The sequence below is a fragment of the Methyloradius palustris genome, assembly GCF_019703875.1.
In the GTDB taxonomy this organism is placed as follows: domain Bacteria; phylum Pseudomonadota; class Gammaproteobacteria; order Burkholderiales; family Methylophilaceae; genus Methyloradius; species Methyloradius palustris.
Genome location: NZ_AP024110.1, coordinates 1,035,654 through 1,057,399, shown reverse-complemented (window position 1 = coordinate 1,057,399; position 21,746 = coordinate 1,035,654). Strand labels below are relative to the sequence as shown.

Genomic DNA, 21,746 nt, shown 5'->3' with positions numbered 1-21,746 from the left:
CAGAAATAAAAATCACATTCAGCACTTAGGTTATCAAAATTCACGCCGTTAAAAGCTGATAGCATTACAACAATAAACATCAATTGCATTGTTCTATTAGTAGACGTCTATTTTGTATTACTTCAACTTTCGCCATTTTGATAGAAAATGATCAATCAATTGAATATATCTACCTCAAAAGTAGCGGCTTTCACATGCCTACTCACAACACTTAGCTTACCAGCCCATGCCACTAACGGTATTAACCTGATTGGTTTTGGGGGGGAATCAACACTGATGGCGGGGGCAGATGTAGCAGTTGCCCGAGACACCAGCGCCCTAAACACGAACCCCGCTGGTCTCGCGCAAATCAAAGGCCAGCGCTTCAATGGCTTTGGATCTGTGTTGCGCACCTTGGACTTATCTCACCAAGATCAATTTGGTAACAACGAGAATGCATCGAACCGCTACACCGCTCTGGGTGGTGGTGGCTACGCGATGTCATTAGATAGTTTGCCGTGCACCATCGGCATTGGGCTATTTGCACAAGGTGGAGCGGGTGGCGTTTTTAAGAATATCAACGTGAATCCTGCCTTAGGTGGTGGCCAAGATAGATTCTCTGCATTATTTGGCATAGCCAAAATCACCCCTGGGATTGGCTGCCAAGTAACGGATAAACTATCGCTGGGCATTAGTTATGGTCTCGTCTATGCAAGCCTGGATCAGAAGCTTTTTCCTAACAGCTCTTTCCAACCAGCTAATTTTTACGGCTACGAATTAAAAGGTGCTAATACCATAAAAACTAGCTTTAAAATCGGTATGCAATACAAAGCAACTCCGCAATTAACACTTGGGGCTGCGTTCACCGATAAAACCAAATTACCGCTATCAGGTGGCAGGATTTCATTTAACCAAACAGATGCTGGTAATGGCATCGTAACCTATAGAAATGCCAGCATTTCAGGCTTTGCGTTGCCAAGAGAAGTCGCCATTGGTGCAGCTTTCCAAGCGACAGACGATCTTTTACTTTCATTAAAATTGAACTGGATCAACTGGGCTGATGCGATGAAAAGCAGCACTTTGACTGCAACTGACCCTGATAGCACCAGCGCATATGGTCCTGTATTCTCGGCCAATTCGGCACTAGACTGGAAAAACCAGTGGGTCATCGCCACTGGCCTGGCTTATAAGCTGAATGATAAAACCATGCTCTACGCCGGGCACAATTATGGAAAGAATCCGGTACCAACCAATACAACCACACCCAATCTGGCGGCCATTCTAGAGCACCACTATACTTTTGGCGCTGCCTATAAATTTGACCCGGAATGGACATTCACAGGCGGCATAGAATACGACCCGCAGGTAAAAGTGGATTACACCAATGTGCAGCTGCCATTTGGTACAAACTCAGAATTACGCAACGAAGCATTATTTCTGCACTTCATGGTTAGCCGCGAGTGGTAAGAGCAACCGTTCTTAAAAGATTCACTTAAAATAAAAGCGCCTCATTTAGAGGCGCTTTTATTTTATGGCGGTTTCAGGCTATTTGCTTATCAAGGCTTTTAGCTTATTCCACAATGAAGGCTTGGTATCACTCAAATCCAAGCTAGTATCAAAATTGAATAGCTGCCCAGCCCAGATAAAGACGATCCATACCAGCAAGCCAAATGGCATATAGCCAAAATAACCCAGCAATGGCATCTCCGCATAAATATGGATGACATTGACGTAAGGGATATCGTAAATCCAGTAATTCGGGTTGGTCTGCAGCCAGGTCTGTGGATGCGCACTACCGTAATTCCATACTTCCCAGAAAAATCCATTAAATAGCGAGCCAATGGCCACTAGCAGCAAAGGCGACCAGTTTCCCTCTGCCAGCGCAGTAAACGGCGTCCATACTTTCTGGTTGATCAGCGCGCCACTGAGCACAAATAAAGGCCCAATCCATAATACCCAGAACAATGGATAAGGATAGAACACCATAATAAAAATTGCTGCCAAAGCAGGCCATATCAGCCAGTTACCCGGTATAGAGATTTTTGGGCCCTGGCTATAGCGTGCAACCAGTTTAGGAAAAGTATTAAGCAAGGTGTACCACTCGAATACCGCTGGCCACACAGTCGTATAAGCAATAAGGAAAAGAAAGACTATCGTGCTATGTGGCAAGGCCGCCATATGGCCATTTGGGTAATACCAGTTACCCAGCGCGAAGTAATTGTAGTATTCAAAGAAATACCAGCCAAATACTGAAACCACGGCACTGATGAGTACAGTTTTTGGTTTCTTCGACAGCAATGAAGAACCCTGATTACGCTTGTAAACCAAGCCATCCAGCACCAGGATAAACCCCCACCATAGTGGCGTAAAAGCGTAATAGACCAGATCACCAAAAACCGTGACTTTCTCCCACATTAGCCACCAGAAAAACAGGGTGAACGCAGCGCCTATCCAAAACCAGATGGGATAAACAATCAGCGCAGGGGCTGGAGGACTATCCACGGGTTTAAAGCCAAACTTGGTTGGGAACAGTAAGAACACAGCAAACACTAGTTCAACAGCCAGCACTGCTAAAAAGACCAGAAGATTAAATGGGGGTGGCGCTTGGACGAACTCGGGAGGAAATACACCGTAACCTGGTGGCACATGTGTTGCAGGGTAAGCAAACCATGCGGCTATCAATGGTAATACGAGGCACAGTAAAAAAGGCCAGATTAGGCCAGACTTTTGTTTCATGATTTCCCCTTTATTTACACTAAAACACACATGCTGAACCTACTGAGTTACGTTATTTTTATCTTCTGTATCTTTTTGTTTTTTCAGGCGTTTGTTCTCATACATACGTGTATCAGCCAAATGCTTCAATGTATTTTTATCCTCAGCCTCACTGATCACAGCACTACCATAACTCATGCCCGAAAAATCAAAGCCAGCATGGTGAACACCTTTCACAGTGTCAGCTAATTTTTGTTCGATCATTTTTATATTGCCACTGGGGCAAGTGATTGCAAACTCATCGCCGCCGATTCGATACAGACCACAAGGTTCGGGTAGCGAGCTTCTCATTAAAGTTGAGAACGTGCAAAGCAATTCATCGCCCTTTTTATGACCAAAATTATCGTTATAAAATTTGAGGCCATCCATATCCAGGAACACCAGCATTCCCGCTTGCGGCATCGAAGCTAAGGTTAAGTCCAAAGCATAGCGATTGGGCAACCCCGTCAGTGCATCGGTATGGGCAACGCGCAAATGTTCCTTTGCTAGATACAATGCCATTTCCTTGTCTTCATGTAATTGCGCAAATTGTCTGGCGACAACTAGCGATAGCAATAACATTTCAACCATCACTGCCAGCAGACCGATATGCTCAATGTAAATCGTATATATGCCATCAAGTTTTGCATTTGTGATGGCATATGAACCAATTACAAAGAACGGGGTAATCGCCAGAAGATAAGTACGTGCTGTGCGGTTACCCTGATAGGCACAAATCGCACCCGCAATAAGTCCAAATGGCATCATCATGCCTACACCATAACGGGCAAATTCAAGACTCCAGTTTGGTGCAAACGGCGCAATTAAAATAAGGCCTATCATGATAGCCACTATGACCTGAGAGACAATGTAAAGCTTGTGATGGCTGCGCCTGTTGATATTAAGTAACGTAGTCGCGAAAGAAATATAGGCAATATTGCTAAACAGGATCGGTACGCTAATCAAGTAAAAATAGTGAATACCTAATAAATCTGAGAAAAACAGCAATGCAGTGCCGTTATAAAAAATATTGCCGAGAATAAAAAGGGAGTACATAAACTCGGTAATCTGGCGACGAATCACTGCCAGACTAACAAAATAAACGATCAAGGCAAACATGCTGCCTAGGCATAATAAGACGAGTGCATTGCCAGCTTTAATATGCTGCTCATATTGGCTGTGGGTATCTATATACGGCTGCGGCTGCGCCAGATAAAAAGGCGAAGATAATTCGGTAACCAGTCTATAGTGGCCAACTGGCAAATCGAGTTCTCGTCCATGCCTCAACTGGAATGGATTGCTGGCTTTAGATTGGATACCGCCTTCTACTTCCTGAACCAGATTTCCCTGTTCATCAAATACATAATGATGAAACATAGCAATCACACTGGAGTTCTTAAAATCAACAACCAATATGCCCGGCTTACTAACTGTAAAATCAGATTGGAAGAAGAAATGTCCGCCAGTATTTTTAGTCGCCAATACTGGGGTTAGATGAATATCTGAGAGATCGGACTGATAGTAATATGCCCAATGGTCAGGCGCTTGAAACCATAGCCCAGATAATTCTATGGGGGTTTCGGCTAACTCAGAAGTGGCAGAGGCTGTACCAACCAGTGATAGATTGATGATTAAACAGACAATAATCCATTTGAACGCATATCGCAGTTTAAGCAGTGTTAACATGTCTGCTGGTATCTTTTAAGCGAGTGTATACAAGTTAGTAAATAATATCGTTGAATCGTAGCATGAAACCTCACTCTGCTCGTGTACTGGCAACTGAATATTCTTTTTATAATTTACTTATCGGCATACAAAAGTATTACTTTATTTAAAAATGGTAATAACAAGACGCTCTCAAAACTAATCAGCACCATCATAGCGCTTTCATTTCATTAACTTCCCGATTAATAAACAAGCTGAAACTAAGGCTCAAGTAATCAAACACAATCATGAAAAAACCAAACGAACTCACATTTCAAGTCACTGGCATGCACTGTGGTAGCTGCGTAGCAAAGGTAGAAGCCGCGCTGCGGCCATATGGTGAAAACGTTAAGGTCAGCTTAGACCCACCACGTGCGGTCATTTCTAATAGTGCATCGAGCATTAACGAACTCAATCAGCAGCTATCGCTTGTTGGTAGCTATCAATTAAGCAATTTGAGTACCAACACCCCGAATACTGAAGAAGCGGTCACTGCAGCTGGGTGGATCAGCACTTACAAGCCACTATTAATGATTGTTGGTTATATTTTATTGACTTGTATATTGATACAAATCGCTCAAGGCGAATTCAGTAGCCATGACTTCATGACAAATTTCATGGCAGGTTTCTTTCTCGTATTTTCGTTTTTCAAACTACTGAATTTGCGTGAATTCGCGAATAGTTATGCCATGTACGATCTACTGGCTATGCGCTGGAATACTTATGGCTTGATTTACCCATTTATTGAGTTAGGGCTTGGCATTGCCTATGTGATTGGTTGGCAAGAAAACCTCACTAATTTAGCCACGCTAGTGGTGATGGGCTTTTCTTCAATCGGCGTTATTCGCGCAGTGCTAAATAGACAGAAGATTCGCTGTGCATGTCTAGGTAGCGTATTTAATCTGCCGATGTCCACAATCACCATTATTGAAGATTTACTGATGGCGGCGATGGCGCTTTGGATGCTGTTTAAGTAAATTACTCAAGGATCGTTGTGTTGGCTAGTTACTATCAACTACATGGGGGTAAAGTCGCGGCAATAGAAACAAACACGCCCTTTCCCCCACTGCAAGACGCATTGACTCAACCGAATGGGCTTCTGGCGATTGGCGGTGATTTATCCGCCGAACGTTTACTCAATGCCTACCAACAAGGCATATTCCCCTGGTTTAGCGAAGGCCAGCCTATACTGTGGTGGAGCCCTGACCCTCGCATGGTGTTATTCCCCGATGAACTCATCGTTTCCCGCTCGCTCAACAAACGCCTGAAAAAAGCTGACTACGAAGTACGCTATAACACAGCATTTAAACAGGTAATGAAAGCGTGTGCGATGGCATCAAGACCAGACCAGGACGGCACTTGGATCACAGATGTCATTATCGAGGGCTATTGCAAGCTACATGAACTTGGCTATGCAGTTAGCGCAGAAACATGGATAGATAACCAATTAGTGGGTGGATTATATGGTGTAAAAATAGGCCGCATGTTTTATGGAGAATCCATGTTTCATCATGTGACCGATGCCTCCAAGCTGGCCTTTGTATCACTCGTCAAAAAATTAGAGTCCGAAGGAGTAGAGATGATTGATTGCCAGATGAAAACTGCGCATCTGGCATCATTTGGCGCACGCGAAATTGATCGCGCAGAATTTTCACAACGGCTGGCGAAATTGATACACTTGTCAGATGACCCTGCCTAACGATGCTCCGCTTTCAAAGCTACAGTTCTACGTCACTACGCCGTATGCCTGCGGCTATATTGAAAGTAAATTGGCGCAATCGCTGATTGCCTCGCCACAGCACTTAGTAGATGCCAAAACCTACAATGGCTTGATTCAACTGGGCTTTAGACGGAGTGGTAAATTCGTTTATCGCCCACATTGCGAGCTTTGCAATGCGTGTATTCCCGTGCGTATCCCTATCAATGATTTCATCCCTAAACGTAGCCAGCGCCGTGCAGTCAAGTCCCACGAGAGTCTTTCTGTCGCCATCATTCCACTGGAGTTCAGCGAGGAGCATTTTGCGCTTTATACCGCTTACCAAGTAGCACGCCATTCAGGTAACAAAGATCAGGAATCCGCCGAGCAGTATCGCAATTTTCTCGTTCAAAGCAATGTGGAAAGCGTGATGGTGGAATTCAGGCTAGGCGATCAGCTCAAAATGGTGAGCGTAGTGGATATCGTCAGCGATGGCATATCTGCGGTTTATACGTTTTACGATGCCAGCGATGCTCATGCCAGCTATGGCACTTATAACGTGATGTGGCTGATCAAATGGTGCAAACGGCTCAAACTCGATTATCTATATTTGGGCTACTGGATAAAAGAGAGCCCCAAGATGGCCTACAAACAGAACTTTGTACCGCAAGAAGCATTGATTGATGGTGAATGGCAACTGCTTTAAGTTACTCACTAAGCTTAACAATTTCCACTCCACCCTCATGCCAAAGCTGCGTAACACTCACGCCAGCATATTTTGTCGCTAGTAACTCCATCAATTGTTGGTGATGTTTCTCAAACATCACCACCGTATCGCCTGGCTTAGGCTCTTGCGATGGAATCACCCGCTGTGCAGAAAATGAAAGACTGGGCGCTGATAGTTGCCAACTGACTACTGGCGTTTGAATTGCTCTAACTTCCAACGCTGCGTTCAATATCGGGGCTCTCAATGCAGCAATCACGGTAGGAACAAAAATCAAATGCAGACAAATAGCAAAACTCACCGCACCGGCACCTAAACGCCAAGCGTTAGATGGAATGGTATGTAAACCAGCAATACGTTTAATCAGGTCCTGGGGCAGCAATAATAAGGCGATACCTAGCGCCGCGATACCCACCGACCAATCTGCATGTTGCACAAGCATTGCGCCAGCATTCTCCAACACGAGCTTGTAATATGGCTCGCTGGTTAGGCTGGAAAGCTTGCCTGCCCAGAGATGGGTACATACGAATACCGTTAATAGCGCTGAAATCCAGAGTCTATCCACCAACAATGGTGAAGGCTTTGTCACTTCAATCGGGTTTGATTTGATGGCCAGCGTGAGTGCCATCATGACAAATAATCCCGTTAATCCATAAAACCCATAATGGGGCAGCTTGGTGGCCGAGAAAGAGAAAAATACCAGCACGAATAAGGGCAACACCCAGAGCAAGGTCGCTACAGATTGACGTAACGGGCTACTACGTTTGAACAGTAATTCAGCCAGCGTGCGGAACAATAAAGGTATCCAAGGCAATAGCGAGACCAGCATCCATGCTGGGTAATACCAAAAACCACCACTGAAACCGAGCATGGTACCTGTGTAGCGGCCGAGATTATGTTTGCCGAAAAACCCCTGAATGAATGCCATGCCTTGTGCCTGGTATTGCAACACATACCAAGGCAGCGCAATCCCAATCACCAAAGTCCATGCGATAGGATCAAACGCGACTTTGCGCCAATTTTTAAATCTGCTTGGAACGACTAAAACAGTGAGAAAACTTGCTGCAGCTGGCACTAGCACTGCAATTGGGCCTTTGGTCAACAAACCAAGGGCTATGAATATGGCCGTTAGGCGCCCATATTTTTTTAAACTGGCATCATCTACTGCAAGCAAAGCTCGCCAGAGAAAGTAGAGTGAAACTGCCAGCAATCCATTCAATAGCGCATCCGCCGTGGCTACCCTTGAAATCGCTGGCACTGCGATAGAAGTCATGGCGATCAGCAGGCCAAAATATCTTGCGTTACCAGAAACACCAACGCGGGCAGCAATGTCTTTACTCCATTGCGCTACCACAAATAGCCATAACAGCCCCGCCAATGCAGATGGCAATCGCGCGCCAAAGGCATTGATACCAAATACCTGCATGGATGCGATCTGTAGCCAGTGAATCAGGGCAGGTTTGTCAAAACGTGGTGCATCTAGCAGCCAAGGCGAGATAAAATCGCCGCGAGAAAGCATTTCACGGCTGGCCTCAGCGAAGGCACCTTCGTCAACATCTGTGAGCGGTACATGGCCTATGCCCCAGATCATGATAATGGCGGCTAGCGCCCAAAGTAAGAGGTTTGTGAGTTTAGCGTTTTGCATCAAACAGTTATTTCCTGAGGTTCTTTCTTAATCCAGAAGTAAATCCCGATAAACCCTTGCAAAGTACCTGCGAGGCCGAAAAGTACAGACGCAGCAAAAGCAGACTCAGCGTGCACGCCTAAATAACCAAGCACGACGACAGCAGCTAATTCACGTGCGCCAAAACCACTGATAGCGGCTGGAATAATCGCCGCCAAAAATATCGCTAGGCTTACCGCAGCAACCAGTGCAAAACTCATCTCCACTCCGACTGCCTTTAAGCAGAGATACAGGGCGGCAATTGCTGTAGCTTGCACTAGTAGCGACTCTATCAAAGTGCTAAAAAGCAGATGCATGTTTGTCGCGATTTTGAGTAGCGTTTCAATTCCCGCTTTCAAAACTCTATGGGTAGCTAAAGTGATTGCCGCTTCTAGCAATGGTAATGCCACGAAACCAAGGAGAATCGGAACGATTACCGCAGCGCCGAGAAATACAACGTAGCTAACCAGCAAGCTCTGGGTGATGCCCTGTAAGTTATTCTCAGTCGCCATGCCTAAAACAAGCAGGCTTGCTACAAAAGAAAATAGGCACAAACTCCATAGCCCACCTACTCTATCCAGCAATACGCTGGCAGCAGCATCGGCATGAGTAAATGCTGGCACTTGCGTCACAATCTTTTCCCTGTAACGGACTAGACCCAGCGACCGCCAAACATCGCCGCCCACTATGCCGCCCGGCAATACTATATTCGCCGATAATGCTTGCGCATAAAGGAATACCAGCCTGATGTAGCTAATCGCCAGGCCCAGATGATTAACGATTTTTTTCCAGCGGGCGACCGAAAGTAGATTTGAAATGATTAACAAAATACAAGCCAGAAAGAACCAGCCATAGTCCGCATTGGCGAGCACATTGAGTAGCTTTTTTGTATCAAGCTGGCTGATCAGCAAAGCAATTAGTACCAACCCTAACACTGGGCGAAAAAAGCGTTTGATGATTCGATTGATAATTGGGTGTTTAGACACGTTAAGGATTCAGCTAAGCAGGCGAAACTGGCTTTTTATTGGCAAACAGCCTGCTCAAGGCATGCCGGAATTTCGGAATCAGCATAGCAAACCCGAATACGGCAAATGCCTGCCAGAACACAATCACTTTATGAATATTCTGCATTTTGCCAAGCAGCATGAACACTAGCGCAATAACGACCAACACCCAGCCAGCATAAGCCAGCACACGTTCTAATGTTGGCTGAATATTGTCCGTGAGAAGATTGATGATAGCCCCCAGGCTCCAGCCAACGATTGCGCCTGTCAACACATCAGCAGGCCAGTGTGCCCCTACCATCACTCTTGATATACCAACAAAACAAGCGATCAATAATATCAATGCCAAGCCCTGTTTTTTGTAGGTCAGCATCAACAATGCTGCGACTAGAAACGCAGTCAGGGTATGGCCCGAAACAAATGCATTGTGGTGCAAGGATGGGCCTACCACCATTACATCTGGCGTCAATGCCAAAGGGCGTGGGTAGTGAAAAAATGCCTTGAGCGCATTAGATGCAATGCCGCCAACTAATACCGCAATTGATAAGCGCGCCAAACAAGCTTTGGTTTTGGGTAACAACAGCCATAGCAGAACAACGGCAACAGCTGTATCACCTAGTGAAGTGAGAAAACCCCAGATATAGGGGCCGCCCCACACAGGCATTTGTGAATTGATTGCTGTAAAAATGGCACCGTTTAGTGCACTTTTCTCAAACAGAAACCCTAGCCAAAGTGCTATCAGGATGAGCAAAACATAGGCTGAAACCGCCCGATATGAATGGCTTAGCTGCAATTAATGACTATCCATGTCTTTTAGGATGTACTGTTTGCGGCCTTCAGGCTCGTGATAGATACGAATCAGCAATTCACCGATCAGGCCCGTAGCAAGCAATTGAATGCCGACCAAAGTGAATAACACACCCAGCATTAGCAAGGGACGGCCACCGATATCAACACCCATAATCAATTTTTCAAAGGTGAGCCAGCCTAATGTACCTAGACCTAGGACTAGCATCAGCATGGCAATACCACCAAACGCATGGATAGGGCGATGCAAGAAGCGCATGGTAAAGCGGATCCAGAGCAAATCCAGCAATACACGGATAGTACGATCAATGCCGTATTTTGATACACCAGCCACACGCGCTCTGTGGTTCACTGGCACTTCTACAATGGTTGCACCCACTTCCACCGCCAATGCGGGGATGAAGCGATGTAATTCGCCATATAGTTTCAAGTCACGCAAAATCTGGCCACGATAAGCTTTCAAGGCACAGCCGTAATCATGCAGTTGCACACGGGTAATCTTAGAAATGAGTGCGTTGGCAATCATGGAAGGAATCTTGCGTGAGAGCGTTGCATCCTGACGGTCTTTACGCCAGCCACTGACACAGTCAATCTCAGGATCATCGTCCAGCATTTTGAGTAAGGTGGGAATATCAGCTGGATCATTCTGCAAGTCACCATCCAGCGTCACGATATAGTCACCAACAGCATGGTCAAAACCCGCCTGCATCGCCGTTGACTGGCCATAATTGCGCGCAAAATACAGTGGTTTCAGCCAAGCAGTCGTTTTGGCTACTTGCTGTATGATTTTGCGTGAGCCATCGCGTGAGCCGTCATCAATCAATATCAATTCGAATTCGCGCTTGGTTGGCAGTAAAGCATCGCCCACTGCTTTGACCATGGCTTCAATATTCTCGACTTCGTTATAGACGGGAATAACAACAGAGACTTTTTTCATAAAACCCTTTTACTTATTAGCTGAGGTGTTTAGTACACCCTGTTTTACTGGCCAAACTTTTGAGACGATAAAAGCGACAAGCGCCGCAGCAATGAACACCACAAAGAACGAAAATGTCACATCACTTAAGAAATGCGCGCCATTCATCATTCTTGTCAGGCCAATCAATCCGCCGAATAGCAATCCGCCCGCCAACCAGGCCTTACGCCTGCTCACAAAAAAACCTATGGTCACAGCAAATGCTGCAGCACCATGCCCTGTGACAAAAGAGCAATTATGAGTACATTGATCTGAGATTACCCAGGCTGGCGTGAACTGCTGTGTGCCGCCAAACTCCACCACGTCTCTCGGACGCGCCCTGCCCCAATGCTCTTTTAATCCACCGTTGACAGCTAAAATCGGCCCCGCGATCAGGCTTAAAGTTACGATTAATGCTGGCAGAAAGCGAGCGTTTTTCCTGATAGCGAAAAAGACGCATAGTAACATTGAAATAATCAGTGCAGCCCTTGAAAGCACATCAACCGCGGCATAGACAAAAATGAGAAATCTGGAAGTCGCTAATGGAAAGCCAGTGTTGATGGATAAATCGGTTTCAGGCTGACTCAATGCGTTCGCCAGTTGATGAATGCGCAACTGGTGGTCGTAAAACCACGCACTCGCCGTAAGATCAATACTAGGGAATAAATAAAAAATGGCAGCAAGCAATAAAGCCAAAGGAATGGCGTATTTAAGGGCTTGAATACTTCTTTTCTGGGCTAAATCAATATAAGACTGAAGGGCTAGATTAGTCATTATTGATAACCCTTGAAACCACGTACGATGAATGCCCAAGCTCTGTAATTGTTGCCACCCAGTGGAATCGCTGCCAGATTGGCATCATCGATAGGCGTGACCTGCTCAAAACTACGCTCAAGCTGGCCTAAATCAATCCCAGTCGATGGGCCAACCAATAGGACTAGTATCTCGCCTTTATTCAACTCCGTCGCATCTTTAACATCATAAAACCAGCGGTAATGGCTGTCTTTATGCTGGCTGGGGTTCCATGCAAGCGGAGGATAGATTTCGGGATAGCCATAAGAAGACAATGCCGCCAGCATATCTCGATCATCAGACATCACATGCATCGGCTGTTGCTGGACTCGTTGCTGTGCCCACAAAGCGGCTTCTTTCCAGCCTTTTAATTTACGTAACGGGTTTTTTTGTGAGGTGCGGACTTCTTCATGACTGGCACTCCAGTGCGGCGCAATCATGATAAGAACAGAAACAATCAGGCCAACAATAATCGTGGTGGAGAATGCACTAGTACGCAGGGCAATCTTGGGCTTTGCACCCAGCCTGTTATCTTGCACGCCCAACCAGTAAGCGGTCACGAGAATGCTCGCTGCGACATAAGCTGGCGCTGCCCAGTTACCATGCGCACGGCTCATGAACGCCTGTAGCAGAATAATACCCAGCATAGGCCAAGTAAATACCAGCAATAATCCCTGACTTTTGCGCTCGACCGCGGTGAACCCTTGCCCGCCAAACCCGCTGCTGATAATCAGTAATGCCAAAAATGCCAGTGGGCCAAACATCAAGAACTGCGCGCTAAAAAACCCGAACAACTCGTTAAAGCGCTCATATAAATCCCACCCCGCAGAGACGGCCGTATCTACATGTGAAAGCTCCAGATGGTGCGTAAGTGTGGGGAACCCTGTTTTTATGTTCCAGAGTATATTGGGTAGAAATACGATAAAAGCGGTAAGACCAGCAATAAAAGGCGCTTTGGTAAACAGTCTTTTCTGCATCAATAACCAGATGACCGCGCTGAATACGAATATCCCCATGGAGTATTTGGTTAGCAATCCAAAACCTAGAGCAATGCCACATAAAATCCAAGGCACTAAACTAGAGTTATCTTCTTTCTGCGCCACCACAAAGGCCAGTAAAGCAAAAGACCACCATAAAAATAGCCATGCATCTGTACTGGCCACTAATCCGTAAAAACCACTCAAAGGCATAGTCAGAAACAGCAATGCGCTGGCAACCGCTATTTTTCTGCTGCCAAACAGTTGAAAAGCCGTGAGTGCGATGGCAATTGCTGATAGCAAAAGCGCGGGCGATTGCAGCATGCGGGTACAGCCTTCAATCTGCTGAATACCTAAGCCGTTGCAAATAGCTGCCCCGCCACCCAATGCCCAAGCAATAAAAGGCGGTTTAGAGTAATAACCAGCTGCGATATCATGTGCCCAGCCCAGATACTGAGCTTCATCCACCTGCAACGGAATCGGCTGATAAAACCCATACACAGAACGAATAACCGCTAATAAGCACAATCCAACAACAACCAAAAAGAGGACGGATTTGCGAGACAGGAAGTCGGTTGAATAGCGTGGCATGGGTAGTCTAAGAAAGTGGCGATAAACCGTGTGAATTGATAGGGCTGAAAGGCAAACTTAAAGAACCACTATTCTATATTTATTTAGCGCTTGGTTGATAAATTTAGTGATCGAAGGCTCTGGTTACGTTTTAATTTCATCATGAGAAATTAAAGAAGCGACGTTTGTTGGGACGAGTTGACCACCAAATACATATAATAAACGCCACCTGAAACACCAGCCTGAAAGCAAGCAACGATTCAGGAATGTCACGGAATAAATCAGGGTGTTGCCACATATAAATATTCGCTGGCGTTACGCAAATGGTCAATAACACCAAGCCATTACCGGCCCATTTTCGATACTTTGCCAGTAACAATCCAAACGCGCCGAGCAACTCAAAGAAACCACTGATATAAACCAAGGCAAGTGGGTAAGGCAAATATGGCGGCATAATTTTCAGGAAAAACTCAGGCTTAACAAAGTGGCCAATGCCTCCAATCAAGAACTATATAAATACAAAAAAGATTGCCAAGCGTTTGCTTGTAGGCAATCGATTTCTGAATGGATTGAATAATGGCATCGTTAGATATATTCCAAATAGGTCAACAATACTGAATTTACATTGCTCTTAAGGGCTAAGCCAGTGAATTTGAAGAATGCTACAATACTGGTTTGGTTTTCAGGGTTTCATCTGTGAAAAAACTGGTGATTTTTGGAGTTGGGCTAATTGGCGGCTCCGTTGCGCTTGCGTTGCGCAAAGCATACCCAGAACTACATATCGTTGGCATTGGTCGGGCACTGCAATTGCATGATACCAACCTGCAAACAGCACAGAAGCTAGGTGTCATCGATGAAATTGGCATCGATTTAGGCCAGGCACTAGAAAGCGCCACGCTGATTTTGATTGCAACGCCTGTTGCGCAAACACCAGCCATTTTGCAATTCATCTTGCCGCACCTGAACAAAAACACCGTAATCACAGATGCTGGCAGCACGAAAGCAGATGTAGTGGATTACGCAACCAGCATCCTAGGTGAACGTGTTAGCCAGTTTGTACCTGCACACCCTATCGCTGGCGCTGAAAAAAGTGGTGTAACTGCTGCAAATGCCACGCTTTATTTCGGCAAAAACGTGATTATTACACCTATCGCAGGCACAAACTCAACAGCGATTGATATGGTAACCGCTATGTGGCAGGCTACAGGCGCGGTGATCAATCGAATGCCCCCTACTCAACATGACAGCATTTTTGCCGCCGTTAGCCATTTACCACACTTGCTGGCATTTGCATTGGTAGAAGAACTAGCCACTCGACCAGATGCGCAGGACTTCTTCAAGTTTGCAGCCAGCGGGTTTAGAGACTTCACCCGTATTGCAGGCAGCTCACCCGAGATGTGGCGCGACATAAGCTTGGCCAACAGCAAGGCTTTATTGGGGGAACTAGCTGCTTACCAAACGCAATTAAGCCTGATTGAAAATCTACTGAAAAATAATGATAGTGCAGGCTTGCAAAGTTTATTTGAGCGAGCAAGTGCAGCGCGCAATGCTTGGGCGCATCAACAAGCTATCACCGATAAAGAACAAACTGATAAGCAATAATGGAATCATTAGCACTCAAACCACACACAAAGGCTAGCGGCACAATCACTTTGCCTGGCTCCAAGAGTATTTCTAACCGCACTTTATTGCTGGCTGCGCTGGCAAGCGGTACTACAGAGATTCGCGACTTACTGGCTTCAGACGACACCGATCGCATGCTGGATGTATTGCAAAAGCTGGGTATTAAGCTGCAAAAAACAGGTGAGCGTGATTGGCAAGTAACGGGAAACAACGGGGCTTTTGACATAAAACAAGCTGAACTTTTCCTCGGCAACGCAGGTACGGCTTTTCGCCCGATTACGGCAGCACTTGCCTTTTTGGGTGGCGATTACACCCTGTCTGGTGTGGCACGCATGCATGAGCGCCCTATCGGTGACTTGGTGGATGCATTACTCCAAGCTGGCGCTGATATTGAGTATTTGGGTAATTCAGGTTTCCCACCATTAAAAATATCGCCTGCAAGCATTGATGCATCCAAGCCCATCAAGATACGCGGTGATGTCTCCAGCCAATTTCTGACTGCGTTGCTGATGGCAGCGCCATTGACCAAGCAAACCGTCACGATAGAAGTCATTGGAGAGTTAATCTCCAAACCTTATATTGAAATCACCCTGAACCTAATGGCGAAATTTGGGGTTGAAGTTGAGCGTGATGGTTGGCAACGTTTTGTGATTACCGCGAATAGTCACTATAAAAGTCCTGGAAGAATTTTTGTAGAAGGCGATGCTTCTTCAGCTTCTTATTTCCTAGCTGCAGGTGCTATTGGGGCTGGGCCAGTGCGTGTTCAGGGCATAACTAAAAATAGTATCCAAGGCGATATAAAGTTTACAGAAGCACTATCAAAAATGGATGGGAATATTAGTTGGGGCGATAATTGGATAGTTTCCAAAGGTCCAACTAATAATAAGCTTAAAGCATTAAATATGGACTGCAACCATATCCCAGACGCCGCAATGACATTAGCGATAGCAGCACTATTTGCTGACGGCACAACAACTTTACGCAATATCGCCAGTTGGCGAGTGAAAGAAACTGACCGTTTGGCAGCCATGGCAACCGAACTTCGTAAAGTCGGTGCTACGGTTGAAGAAGGCGCTGACTATATAAGAATTACGCCTCCAGAAAAGTTAACACCGAACGCTGTGATTGATACCTACGATGATCATCGCATGGCGATGTGTTTTTCGCTGGTTTCACTAGGTGGCGTGCCAATCACCATCAATGACCCAGGTTGCGTGGCTAAAACATTCCCAGATTACTTCGAACGTTTCGCACAAATTACGCAAAACTAAAGCCAATATGAGCAACCAACAACATATTCCCGTTATCGCGATAGATGGTCCTTCAGCATCTGGCAAAGGTACAGTGGCGCAATTGGTCGCTAAAAAACTCGGGTATCACTATCTGGACTCTGGGGCGCTTTATCGCATCGTCGCCCTTGCGGCTAAAGCTCAAAATATTTCTTGGCAGGATGGACTATCGCTTGCAGATTTAGCAAGCAAGCTCAACATTAGCTTTAAAGATGGCGAAATTTACCTGAATGAACAAAATGTCAGCGAAGAGGTGCGCACCGAAGAAATGGGTAAAGGCGCATCACAAGTAGCCGTGCATCCCGCATTGAGGCTGGAGTTGGTATCACTGCAACATAGTTTCCGCAAAGCGCCTGGTTTGGTGGCAGATGGGCGTGATATGGCAACTGTCATATTCCCCGATGCCAACACCAAAATCTATTTAACCGCGACGGCTGAAGTGCGTGCCGAAAGAAGGTATAAGCAGTTGATGTCAAAAGGAATCCATGCTAATCTAGCGGATATATTGTTAGACTTGCAGCAACGTGATGCGCGTGACCAGCAAAGAACGGTAGCGCCATTGCAACAAGCAAAAGATGCAATATTGCTTGAAACAAGTGATTTAAGTATAGAACAAGCCGTGAGGTTTGTTCTTGATCAAAGCAACTAGTAACACAAGAAGTGAGTAATAGGCGCCGTGGACTTCACGAGTTCATGGCTTTTTTTAATTTTCCCCGCTGCTCGGCGGGATTATATTTAGGTATCTTTTTTAATGTCTACCATTGCAACCAGCACTACCAACACCGAAAGTTTTGCAGCCCTTTTTGAGGAAAGTTTAGCTCGTCAGGAAATGCGCTCTGGCGAAGTGATTACTGCAGAAGTGATCTCAATTGACGACGACTTCGTTATCGTTAATGCAGGCCTCAAATCTGAAAGTATCATCCCGACCACAGAATTCCATAACGATCGCGGCGAATTAGAAGTTAGCGTTGGCGACTTCGTTCAAGTAGCGATCGAAACACTTGAAGATGGCTATGGTTCAACCAAGCTATCTCGTGAAAAGGCTAAACGCCTGGCTGCATGGCTAGACCTTGAAAACGCGATGAATGAAGCGCGCATCATTAAGGGTATGGTCAATGGCCGCGTTAAGGGTGGCTTGACTGTCATGGTTAACAGCATCCGTGCTTTCCTTCCAGGTTCACTGGTTGATTTGCGTCCTGTTAAAGACACTACACCATTCGAAAACAAGGAATGGGATTTCAAAGTTATCAAGCTGGATCGCAAACGTAACAACGTTGTGGTTTCACGCCGCGCTGTACTTGAAGAGAACATGGGTGCTGACCGTGAAGCACTAATCGGCTCACTGAAAGAAGGCGCAATCGTTAAGGGTATCGTCAAGAACATCACCGACTACGGTGCATTCGTTGACCTCGGTGGTATTGATGGCCTGTTGCACATTACTGACTTGGCATGGCGCCGTGTTAAGCATCCTTCAGAAGTCCTCACCGTTGGTGAAGAAGTTGAAGCTAAGATCCTCAAGTTCGATCAAGACAAAAACCGTGTATCACTAGGTATCAAGCAATTGGGCGATGACCCATGGGTTGCATTAACCCGCCGTTACCCAGTTAGCACACGCCTGTTCGGCAAAGTAACCAACCTGACCGACTACGGCGCATTCGTTGAAATTGAACCAGGTATCGAAGGTCTGGTACACGTTTCTGAAATGGATTGGACCAACAAGAACGTACACCCAGCTAAGATCGCTCAATTGGGTGATGAAGTTGAAGTCATGATTCTTGAGATCGACGAAGATCGTCGCCGTCTGTCACTGGGCATGAAGCAGTGCCAAGCTAACCCATGGGATGACTTTGCTGCAGCCCACAAAAAGGGTGACAAAGTATCTGGCCAGATCAAGTCTATTACTGACTTTGGTGTATTCATCGGCTTGCCAGGTGGTATTGATGGCCTAGTTCACTTGTCTGATTTGTCATGGAACCAAACTGGCGAAGAAGCCATCCGCAACTTTAAGAAGGGTGACGAACTTGAAGCATTAGTGCTTAGCATTGATGTTGAAAAAGAACGTATCTCTCTGGGCGTAAAACAAATGGATAGCGATCCGTTCGGCGCTTACACCACTGTGAATGACAAGGGTGCAATCGTTAAGGGTACCGTTAAGTCAGTTGAAGCTAAGGGCGCTACAATTACCTTAGATGGCGAAGTTGAAGGTTACGTTCGTGCTGCTGATATCTCACGCGAAAAAATCGAAGATGCGACCACTGCATTGAAGGTTGGCGATGAAATCGAAGCACGTATTACTAACGTAGACCGCAAAACACGTGCAATTACCTTGTCTATTAAAGCCAAAGATATCGCTGAAGAAGCCGATGCCGTACAAAAATACAGCAACGACGCTTCTGCAGGTGCAGCAGGTACCACCAATCTTGGTGCCCTGTTGAAAGCGAAACTTGATGGCAAAAATAACGAGTAAGCAAGGCAACTGCCATGACAAAATCTGAACTGATTGCCAATCTGGCAGCACGTTTTCCGCAACTAGTTGTTAAGGATGCAGAGCTTTCTGTAAAAACCATTCTTGACTCCATGTCGGATAATCTTTCGACTGGTGAACGCATTGAAATCAGGGGGTTTGGTAGCTTCAGCTTGAACTACCGTCCTCCTCGTCTCGGGCGTAATCCAAAAACTGGCTCCAAAGTGCAAGTACCAGAAAAATACGTACCGCACTTTAAGGCAGGCAAAGAGTTACGTGAACGCGTTGACGGTTAAATGGCGGGTTTAAATAGGTTTTAAAAACTCGTCGAGTTGATAAAACCAAATTAAAAAGCTGACTTCAATAAAGAAGTCAGCTTTTTTTATGGCTTTTTTGTACGATTTAGTGGGCTATTTCTAGTTGGCTTAGGTAAAATCTTGATATGCGATATTTATATAATTTAATTAGCCTGGTCCTGTTTATCTTTGTGCTGGGCTTTGCATTCAAGAACGCAGAACCTGTGCAGATTCGATATTACTTGGGCTTTGTCTGGGAAGCACCTCTATCATTGGTACTGTTAGCAACATTTGCGCTTGGCCTAGTGTTTGGCCTGATTGCCTGCGTTAGCCCGCTGATCAAGCAACGCCGCAAATTAATTGCGATACAACGGGAGCTGAAGTCTCTCAGGACCAGTAGCTCGGTGATAAATAGCTCAGCTTCTAATACTTCATCAACCTCCAATACATAAAGAAGCGCAATCATGATGGAGTTTGAATACTGGTGGCTGCTGGCATTGCCGCTGTTTTTCACACTAGGCTGGATCGCAGCTCGCGTGGATATCAAACAGCTGCTCTCAGAATCCACCACCCTACCTGCGGCCTATTTCAAGGGCTTGAATTTCCTGATTTCAGATCAGCATGACAAAGCCATTGAAGCATTCACTGAAGCTGTAGAAGCCAATGCAGATTCGCTCGAGCTGCATTTCGCGCTAGGTAGCCTGTTTCGCCGTCGTGGCGAGGTAGATCGAGCCATTCACTTACACTTGAGCCTGCTAGATCGTAAAGAGTTACCAGAACCACAAAAACTCGCCGTCATGGCAGAGCTAGCGCAGGATTACCTGAAAGCTGGCTTATTTGACCGTGCAGAAGAACTATTCAAATCGCTTGATGACACACGCTACAAACAACCCGCCCTGCGTGCACTACTTGAAATCTATACACGAGAGCGTGAATGGGAACGTGCAGTAAAAACCACCATTGAGCTAGAGCGCATCTCCGGCGTGCCTTTCCGTAAAGAAGTGGCCCAGTTCTATTGCGAAATGGCCGTAAAATCCATCTTCAATAATGATACCCACACGGCCAGATACGAGCTTGAGAAGGCGCTGGATTCCAATAAAAACTGCGTACGCGCCAATATCATGTTGGGCGATATGGAAGCCGTGAATGGCACGCATAAAATTGCGATTTCCATCTGGAAACGGATTGAATTACAAGATCCAGAGTTTTTGAGTTTGATTGCCGACAAACTGTTAAACAGTTATCGCGCCATTGGTGAAATTGAAGAGGGTTTGCAACTGCTCAAGTATTACCAGCAAACCTACAAACTACCAGCCCTGCTGAATGTAGTCTACCAAGCAACACTCGCTGAAGAAGGCCCAGAGAATGCGGCAAAGCTGGCCAGAGATGAGCTGGCAAAACAACCTAGCCTACAAACGCTAGACCAACTCCTAGAAGCCCGCGCCCAAATTGATAATAATGAGCAGCAAGATACGCTACTGATGCAGCAAACTGTCCGCCGCGCCATTGGCAAACGTAATGCCTATTGCTGCGATCAGTGCGGTTTCCGCGCCAAAAACTATCATTGGCAATGCCCTGCATGTAACGCATGGGAATCACTACCGCCAGAACCAAGTGAAGCAGCAATATGAGTCAACTGAACCCTAAAATTCACGCATCAAAAATTATAGTTGCTTTAGATTACGCAGATGCCACCAGTGCACTAGCGCTAGTTAATCAATTAAATCCAGCATTATGTGGCCTGAAAGTAGGCAAAGAACTATTTACAGCGGCAGGGCCTCATCTGGTTGAAACGCTAGTCAATAAAGGCTTTAACGTATTTCTCGACCTTAAATTCCACGATATTCCCAACACAGTTGCCAAGGCCTGTGAAGCCGCTAGCCGACTAGGCGTGTGGATGCTCAATGTGCATGCTTCTGGTGGATTAGCAATGATGCAAGCGGCAAAAGAAGGGGTAGCAAAAAGTGGCCAACAACCATTGTTGATAGCTGTCACCGTTTTAACTAGCATGGATCAAGCTACACTCAATCAAATCGGCATTGCTGGCAATCTACAAGATCAAGTATTAAAGCTTGCTCAACTCACACAACAAGCTGGATTAGATGGGGTGGTTTGTTCAGCACAAGAAGCTCCAGTTTTACGTCAACATCTAGGCGCTGATTTTTGCCTAGTGACTCCAGGTATCAGACCAGCAGATGCAAAGTCTGATGACCAGACTCGCATAGTGACACCAGCTAAAGCATTGCAACTCGGTGCAAGTTACCTGGTCGTCGGTAGACCCATTACTCAAGCCACAAATCCACTTGCATCTCTACAGTCTATCGTGGCTGAAATTACAAAATCACTATAACTGAGTGTGCATTGCCTATGCGATATTCATCCAGACTACATTCCGGCAAAAGTCACATAGATTTCATTAGCTACTTAGATAGCCTGTTAAAATAGCAGC

21 protein-coding genes are annotated in these 21,746 nt (G+C 45.9%); 12 read left to right on the top strand and 9 right to left on the bottom strand.

What is annotated here, in order from left to right; translation table 11 throughout:
- Nucleotides 1–159 precede the first annotated feature (159 nt).
- Complete coding sequence (locus ZMTM_RS05165; RefSeq protein WP_318840542.1) at nucleotides 160–1,446, top strand: OmpP1/FadL family transporter; 1,287 nt, start codon at nucleotides 160–162, stop codon at nucleotides 1,444–1,446.
- Nucleotides 1,447–1,524: 78 nt separating this feature from the next.
- Here ZMTM_RS05165 and ZMTM_RS05160 read toward each other — a convergent pair whose 3' ends face one another.
- Nucleotides 1,525–2,715 (bottom strand): mechanosensitive ion channel protein MscS, encoded by a 1,191-nt coding sequence (locus ZMTM_RS05160; RefSeq protein WP_221765235.1) that lies wholly within the window; start codon nucleotides 2,713–2,715, stop codon nucleotides 1,525–1,527.
- Nucleotides 2,716–2,754: 39 nt separating this feature from the next.
- Nucleotides 2,755–4,419, bottom strand: a complete 1,665-nt coding sequence (locus ZMTM_RS05155) for a sensor domain-containing diguanylate cyclase (protein ID WP_221765234.1) — start codon at nucleotides 4,417–4,419, stop codon at nucleotides 2,755–2,757.
- A 266-nt stretch (nucleotides 4,420–4,685) separates the two neighbouring features.
- Here ZMTM_RS05155 and ZMTM_RS05150 point away from each other — a divergent pair, with 266 nt between their 5' ends.
- From ZMTM_RS05150 to ZMTM_RS05140, 3 genes are read left to right on the top strand one after another with little or no spacing between them, the layout of a single operon-like run.
- Nucleotides 4,686–5,414, top strand: coding sequence for a heavy metal translocating P-type ATPase (locus ZMTM_RS05150; RefSeq protein ID WP_221765233.1), 729 nt, complete (start codon nucleotides 4,686–4,688; stop codon nucleotides 5,412–5,414).
- 17 nt (nucleotides 5,415–5,431) lie between these two features.
- Nucleotides 5,432–6,136, top strand: a complete 705-nt coding sequence (aat, locus tag ZMTM_RS05145) for a leucyl/phenylalanyl-tRNA--protein transferase (protein ID WP_221765232.1) — start codon at nucleotides 5,432–5,434, stop codon at nucleotides 6,134–6,136.
- Entirely contained in the window at nucleotides 6,123–6,839 is a 717-nt protein-coding gene (locus ZMTM_RS05140; RefSeq protein ID WP_221765231.1) for an arginyltransferase, read from the top strand. The genes aat and ZMTM_RS05140 overlap by 14 nt, the downstream gene beginning before the upstream one ends.
- Nucleotide 6,840: 1 nt before the next feature.
- On the opposite strand, the gene ZMTM_RS05135 is transcribed toward ZMTM_RS05140, so the two are convergent.
- The 7 genes from ZMTM_RS05135 to ZMTM_RS05105 all read right to left on the bottom strand — a co-directional run bounded on the left by ZMTM_RS05135 (nucleotide 6,841) and on the right by ZMTM_RS05105 (nucleotide 14,130).
- Nucleotides 6,841–8,502 (bottom strand): ArnT family glycosyltransferase, encoded by a 1,662-nt coding sequence (locus tag ZMTM_RS05135; RefSeq protein ID WP_221765230.1) that lies wholly within the window; start codon nucleotides 8,500–8,502, stop codon nucleotides 6,841–6,843.
- Nucleotides 8,502–9,506 carry a lysylphosphatidylglycerol synthase transmembrane domain-containing protein gene (locus ZMTM_RS05130; RefSeq protein WP_221765229.1) on the bottom strand — a complete coding sequence of 335 codons (1,005 nt, stop codon included), beginning with the start codon at nucleotides 9,504–9,506 and terminating at the stop codon, nucleotides 8,502–8,504. The genes ZMTM_RS05135 and ZMTM_RS05130 overlap by 1 nt, the downstream gene beginning before the upstream one ends.
- A gap of 13 nt (nucleotides 9,507–9,519) precedes the next feature.
- Nucleotides 9,520–10,317: a phosphatase PAP2 family protein gene (locus tag ZMTM_RS05125; RefSeq protein ID WP_221765228.1), complete on the bottom strand. Its 798-nt coding sequence runs from the start codon at nucleotides 10,315–10,317 to the stop codon at nucleotides 9,520–9,522.
- On the bottom strand, nucleotides 10,318–11,268 hold the full coding sequence (locus tag ZMTM_RS05120; RefSeq protein ID WP_221765227.1) for a glycosyltransferase family 2 protein: 951 nt from the start codon (nucleotides 11,266–11,268) through the stop codon (nucleotides 10,318–10,320).
- A gap of 9 nt (nucleotides 11,269–11,277) precedes the next feature.
- Nucleotides 11,278–12,060 (bottom strand): phosphatase PAP2 family protein, encoded by a 783-nt coding sequence (locus ZMTM_RS05115; RefSeq protein ID WP_221765226.1) that lies wholly within the window; start codon nucleotides 12,058–12,060, stop codon nucleotides 11,278–11,280.
- Nucleotides 12,060–13,646, bottom strand: coding sequence for an ArnT family glycosyltransferase (locus ZMTM_RS05110; RefSeq protein WP_221765225.1), 1,587 nt, complete (start codon nucleotides 13,644–13,646; stop codon nucleotides 12,060–12,062). The genes ZMTM_RS05115 and ZMTM_RS05110 overlap by 1 nt, the downstream gene beginning before the upstream one ends.
- A 139-nt stretch (nucleotides 13,647–13,785) precedes the next feature.
- Nucleotides 13,786–14,130, bottom strand: coding sequence for a DoxX family protein (locus ZMTM_RS05105; RefSeq protein ID WP_221765224.1), 345 nt, complete (start codon nucleotides 14,128–14,130; stop codon nucleotides 13,786–13,788).
- A 191-nt stretch (nucleotides 14,131–14,321) separates the two neighbouring features.
- On the opposite strand from ZMTM_RS05105, the gene ZMTM_RS05100 reads away from it, so the two are divergent.
- The 8 genes from ZMTM_RS05100 to pyrF all read left to right on the top strand — a co-directional run bounded on the left by ZMTM_RS05100 (nucleotide 14,322) and on the right by pyrF (nucleotide 21,647).
- Complete coding sequence (locus tag ZMTM_RS05100; RefSeq protein ID WP_221765223.1) at nucleotides 14,322–15,227, top strand: prephenate dehydrogenase; 906 nt, start codon at nucleotides 14,322–14,324, stop codon at nucleotides 15,225–15,227.
- Entirely contained in the window at nucleotides 15,227–16,519 is a 1,293-nt protein-coding gene (gene aroA, locus ZMTM_RS05095; RefSeq protein WP_221765222.1) for a 3-phosphoshikimate 1-carboxyvinyltransferase, read from the top strand. Before ZMTM_RS05100 ends, aroA begins: the two co-directional genes overlap by 1 nt.
- A 7-nt stretch (nucleotides 16,520–16,526) precedes the next feature.
- Nucleotides 16,527–17,186: a (d)CMP kinase gene (gene cmk / locus ZMTM_RS05090; RefSeq protein ID WP_221765221.1), complete on the top strand. Its 660-nt coding sequence runs from the start codon at nucleotides 16,527–16,529 to the stop codon at nucleotides 17,184–17,186.
- A 102-nt stretch (nucleotides 17,187–17,288) separates the two neighbouring features.
- Nucleotides 17,289–19,004: a 30S ribosomal protein S1 gene (rpsA, locus tag ZMTM_RS05085; protein WP_221765220.1), complete on the top strand. Its 1,716-nt coding sequence runs from the start codon at nucleotides 17,289–17,291 to the stop codon at nucleotides 19,002–19,004.
- A 14-nt stretch (nucleotides 19,005–19,018) separates the two neighbouring features.
- Nucleotides 19,019–19,297, top strand: coding sequence for an integration host factor subunit beta (locus ZMTM_RS05080; protein ID WP_221765219.1), 279 nt, complete (start codon nucleotides 19,019–19,021; stop codon nucleotides 19,295–19,297).
- A gap of 146 nt (nucleotides 19,298–19,443) precedes the next feature.
- On the top strand, nucleotides 19,444–19,749 hold the full coding sequence (locus tag ZMTM_RS05075; protein WP_221765218.1) for a LapA family protein: 306 nt from the start codon (nucleotides 19,444–19,446) through the stop codon (nucleotides 19,747–19,749).
- Between the two features lie 15 nt (nucleotides 19,750–19,764).
- Complete coding sequence (gene lapB / locus ZMTM_RS05070) at nucleotides 19,765–20,928, top strand: lipopolysaccharide assembly protein LapB (RefSeq protein ID WP_221765592.1); 1,164 nt, start codon at nucleotides 19,765–19,767, stop codon at nucleotides 20,926–20,928.
- Nucleotides 20,925–21,647 carry an orotidine-5'-phosphate decarboxylase gene (pyrF, locus tag ZMTM_RS05065; RefSeq protein WP_225907106.1) on the top strand — a complete coding sequence of 241 codons (723 nt, stop codon included), beginning with the start codon at nucleotides 20,925–20,927 and terminating at the stop codon, nucleotides 21,645–21,647. The genes lapB and pyrF overlap by 4 nt, the downstream gene beginning before the upstream one ends.
- Nucleotides 21,648–21,746: the final 99 nt, after the last annotated feature.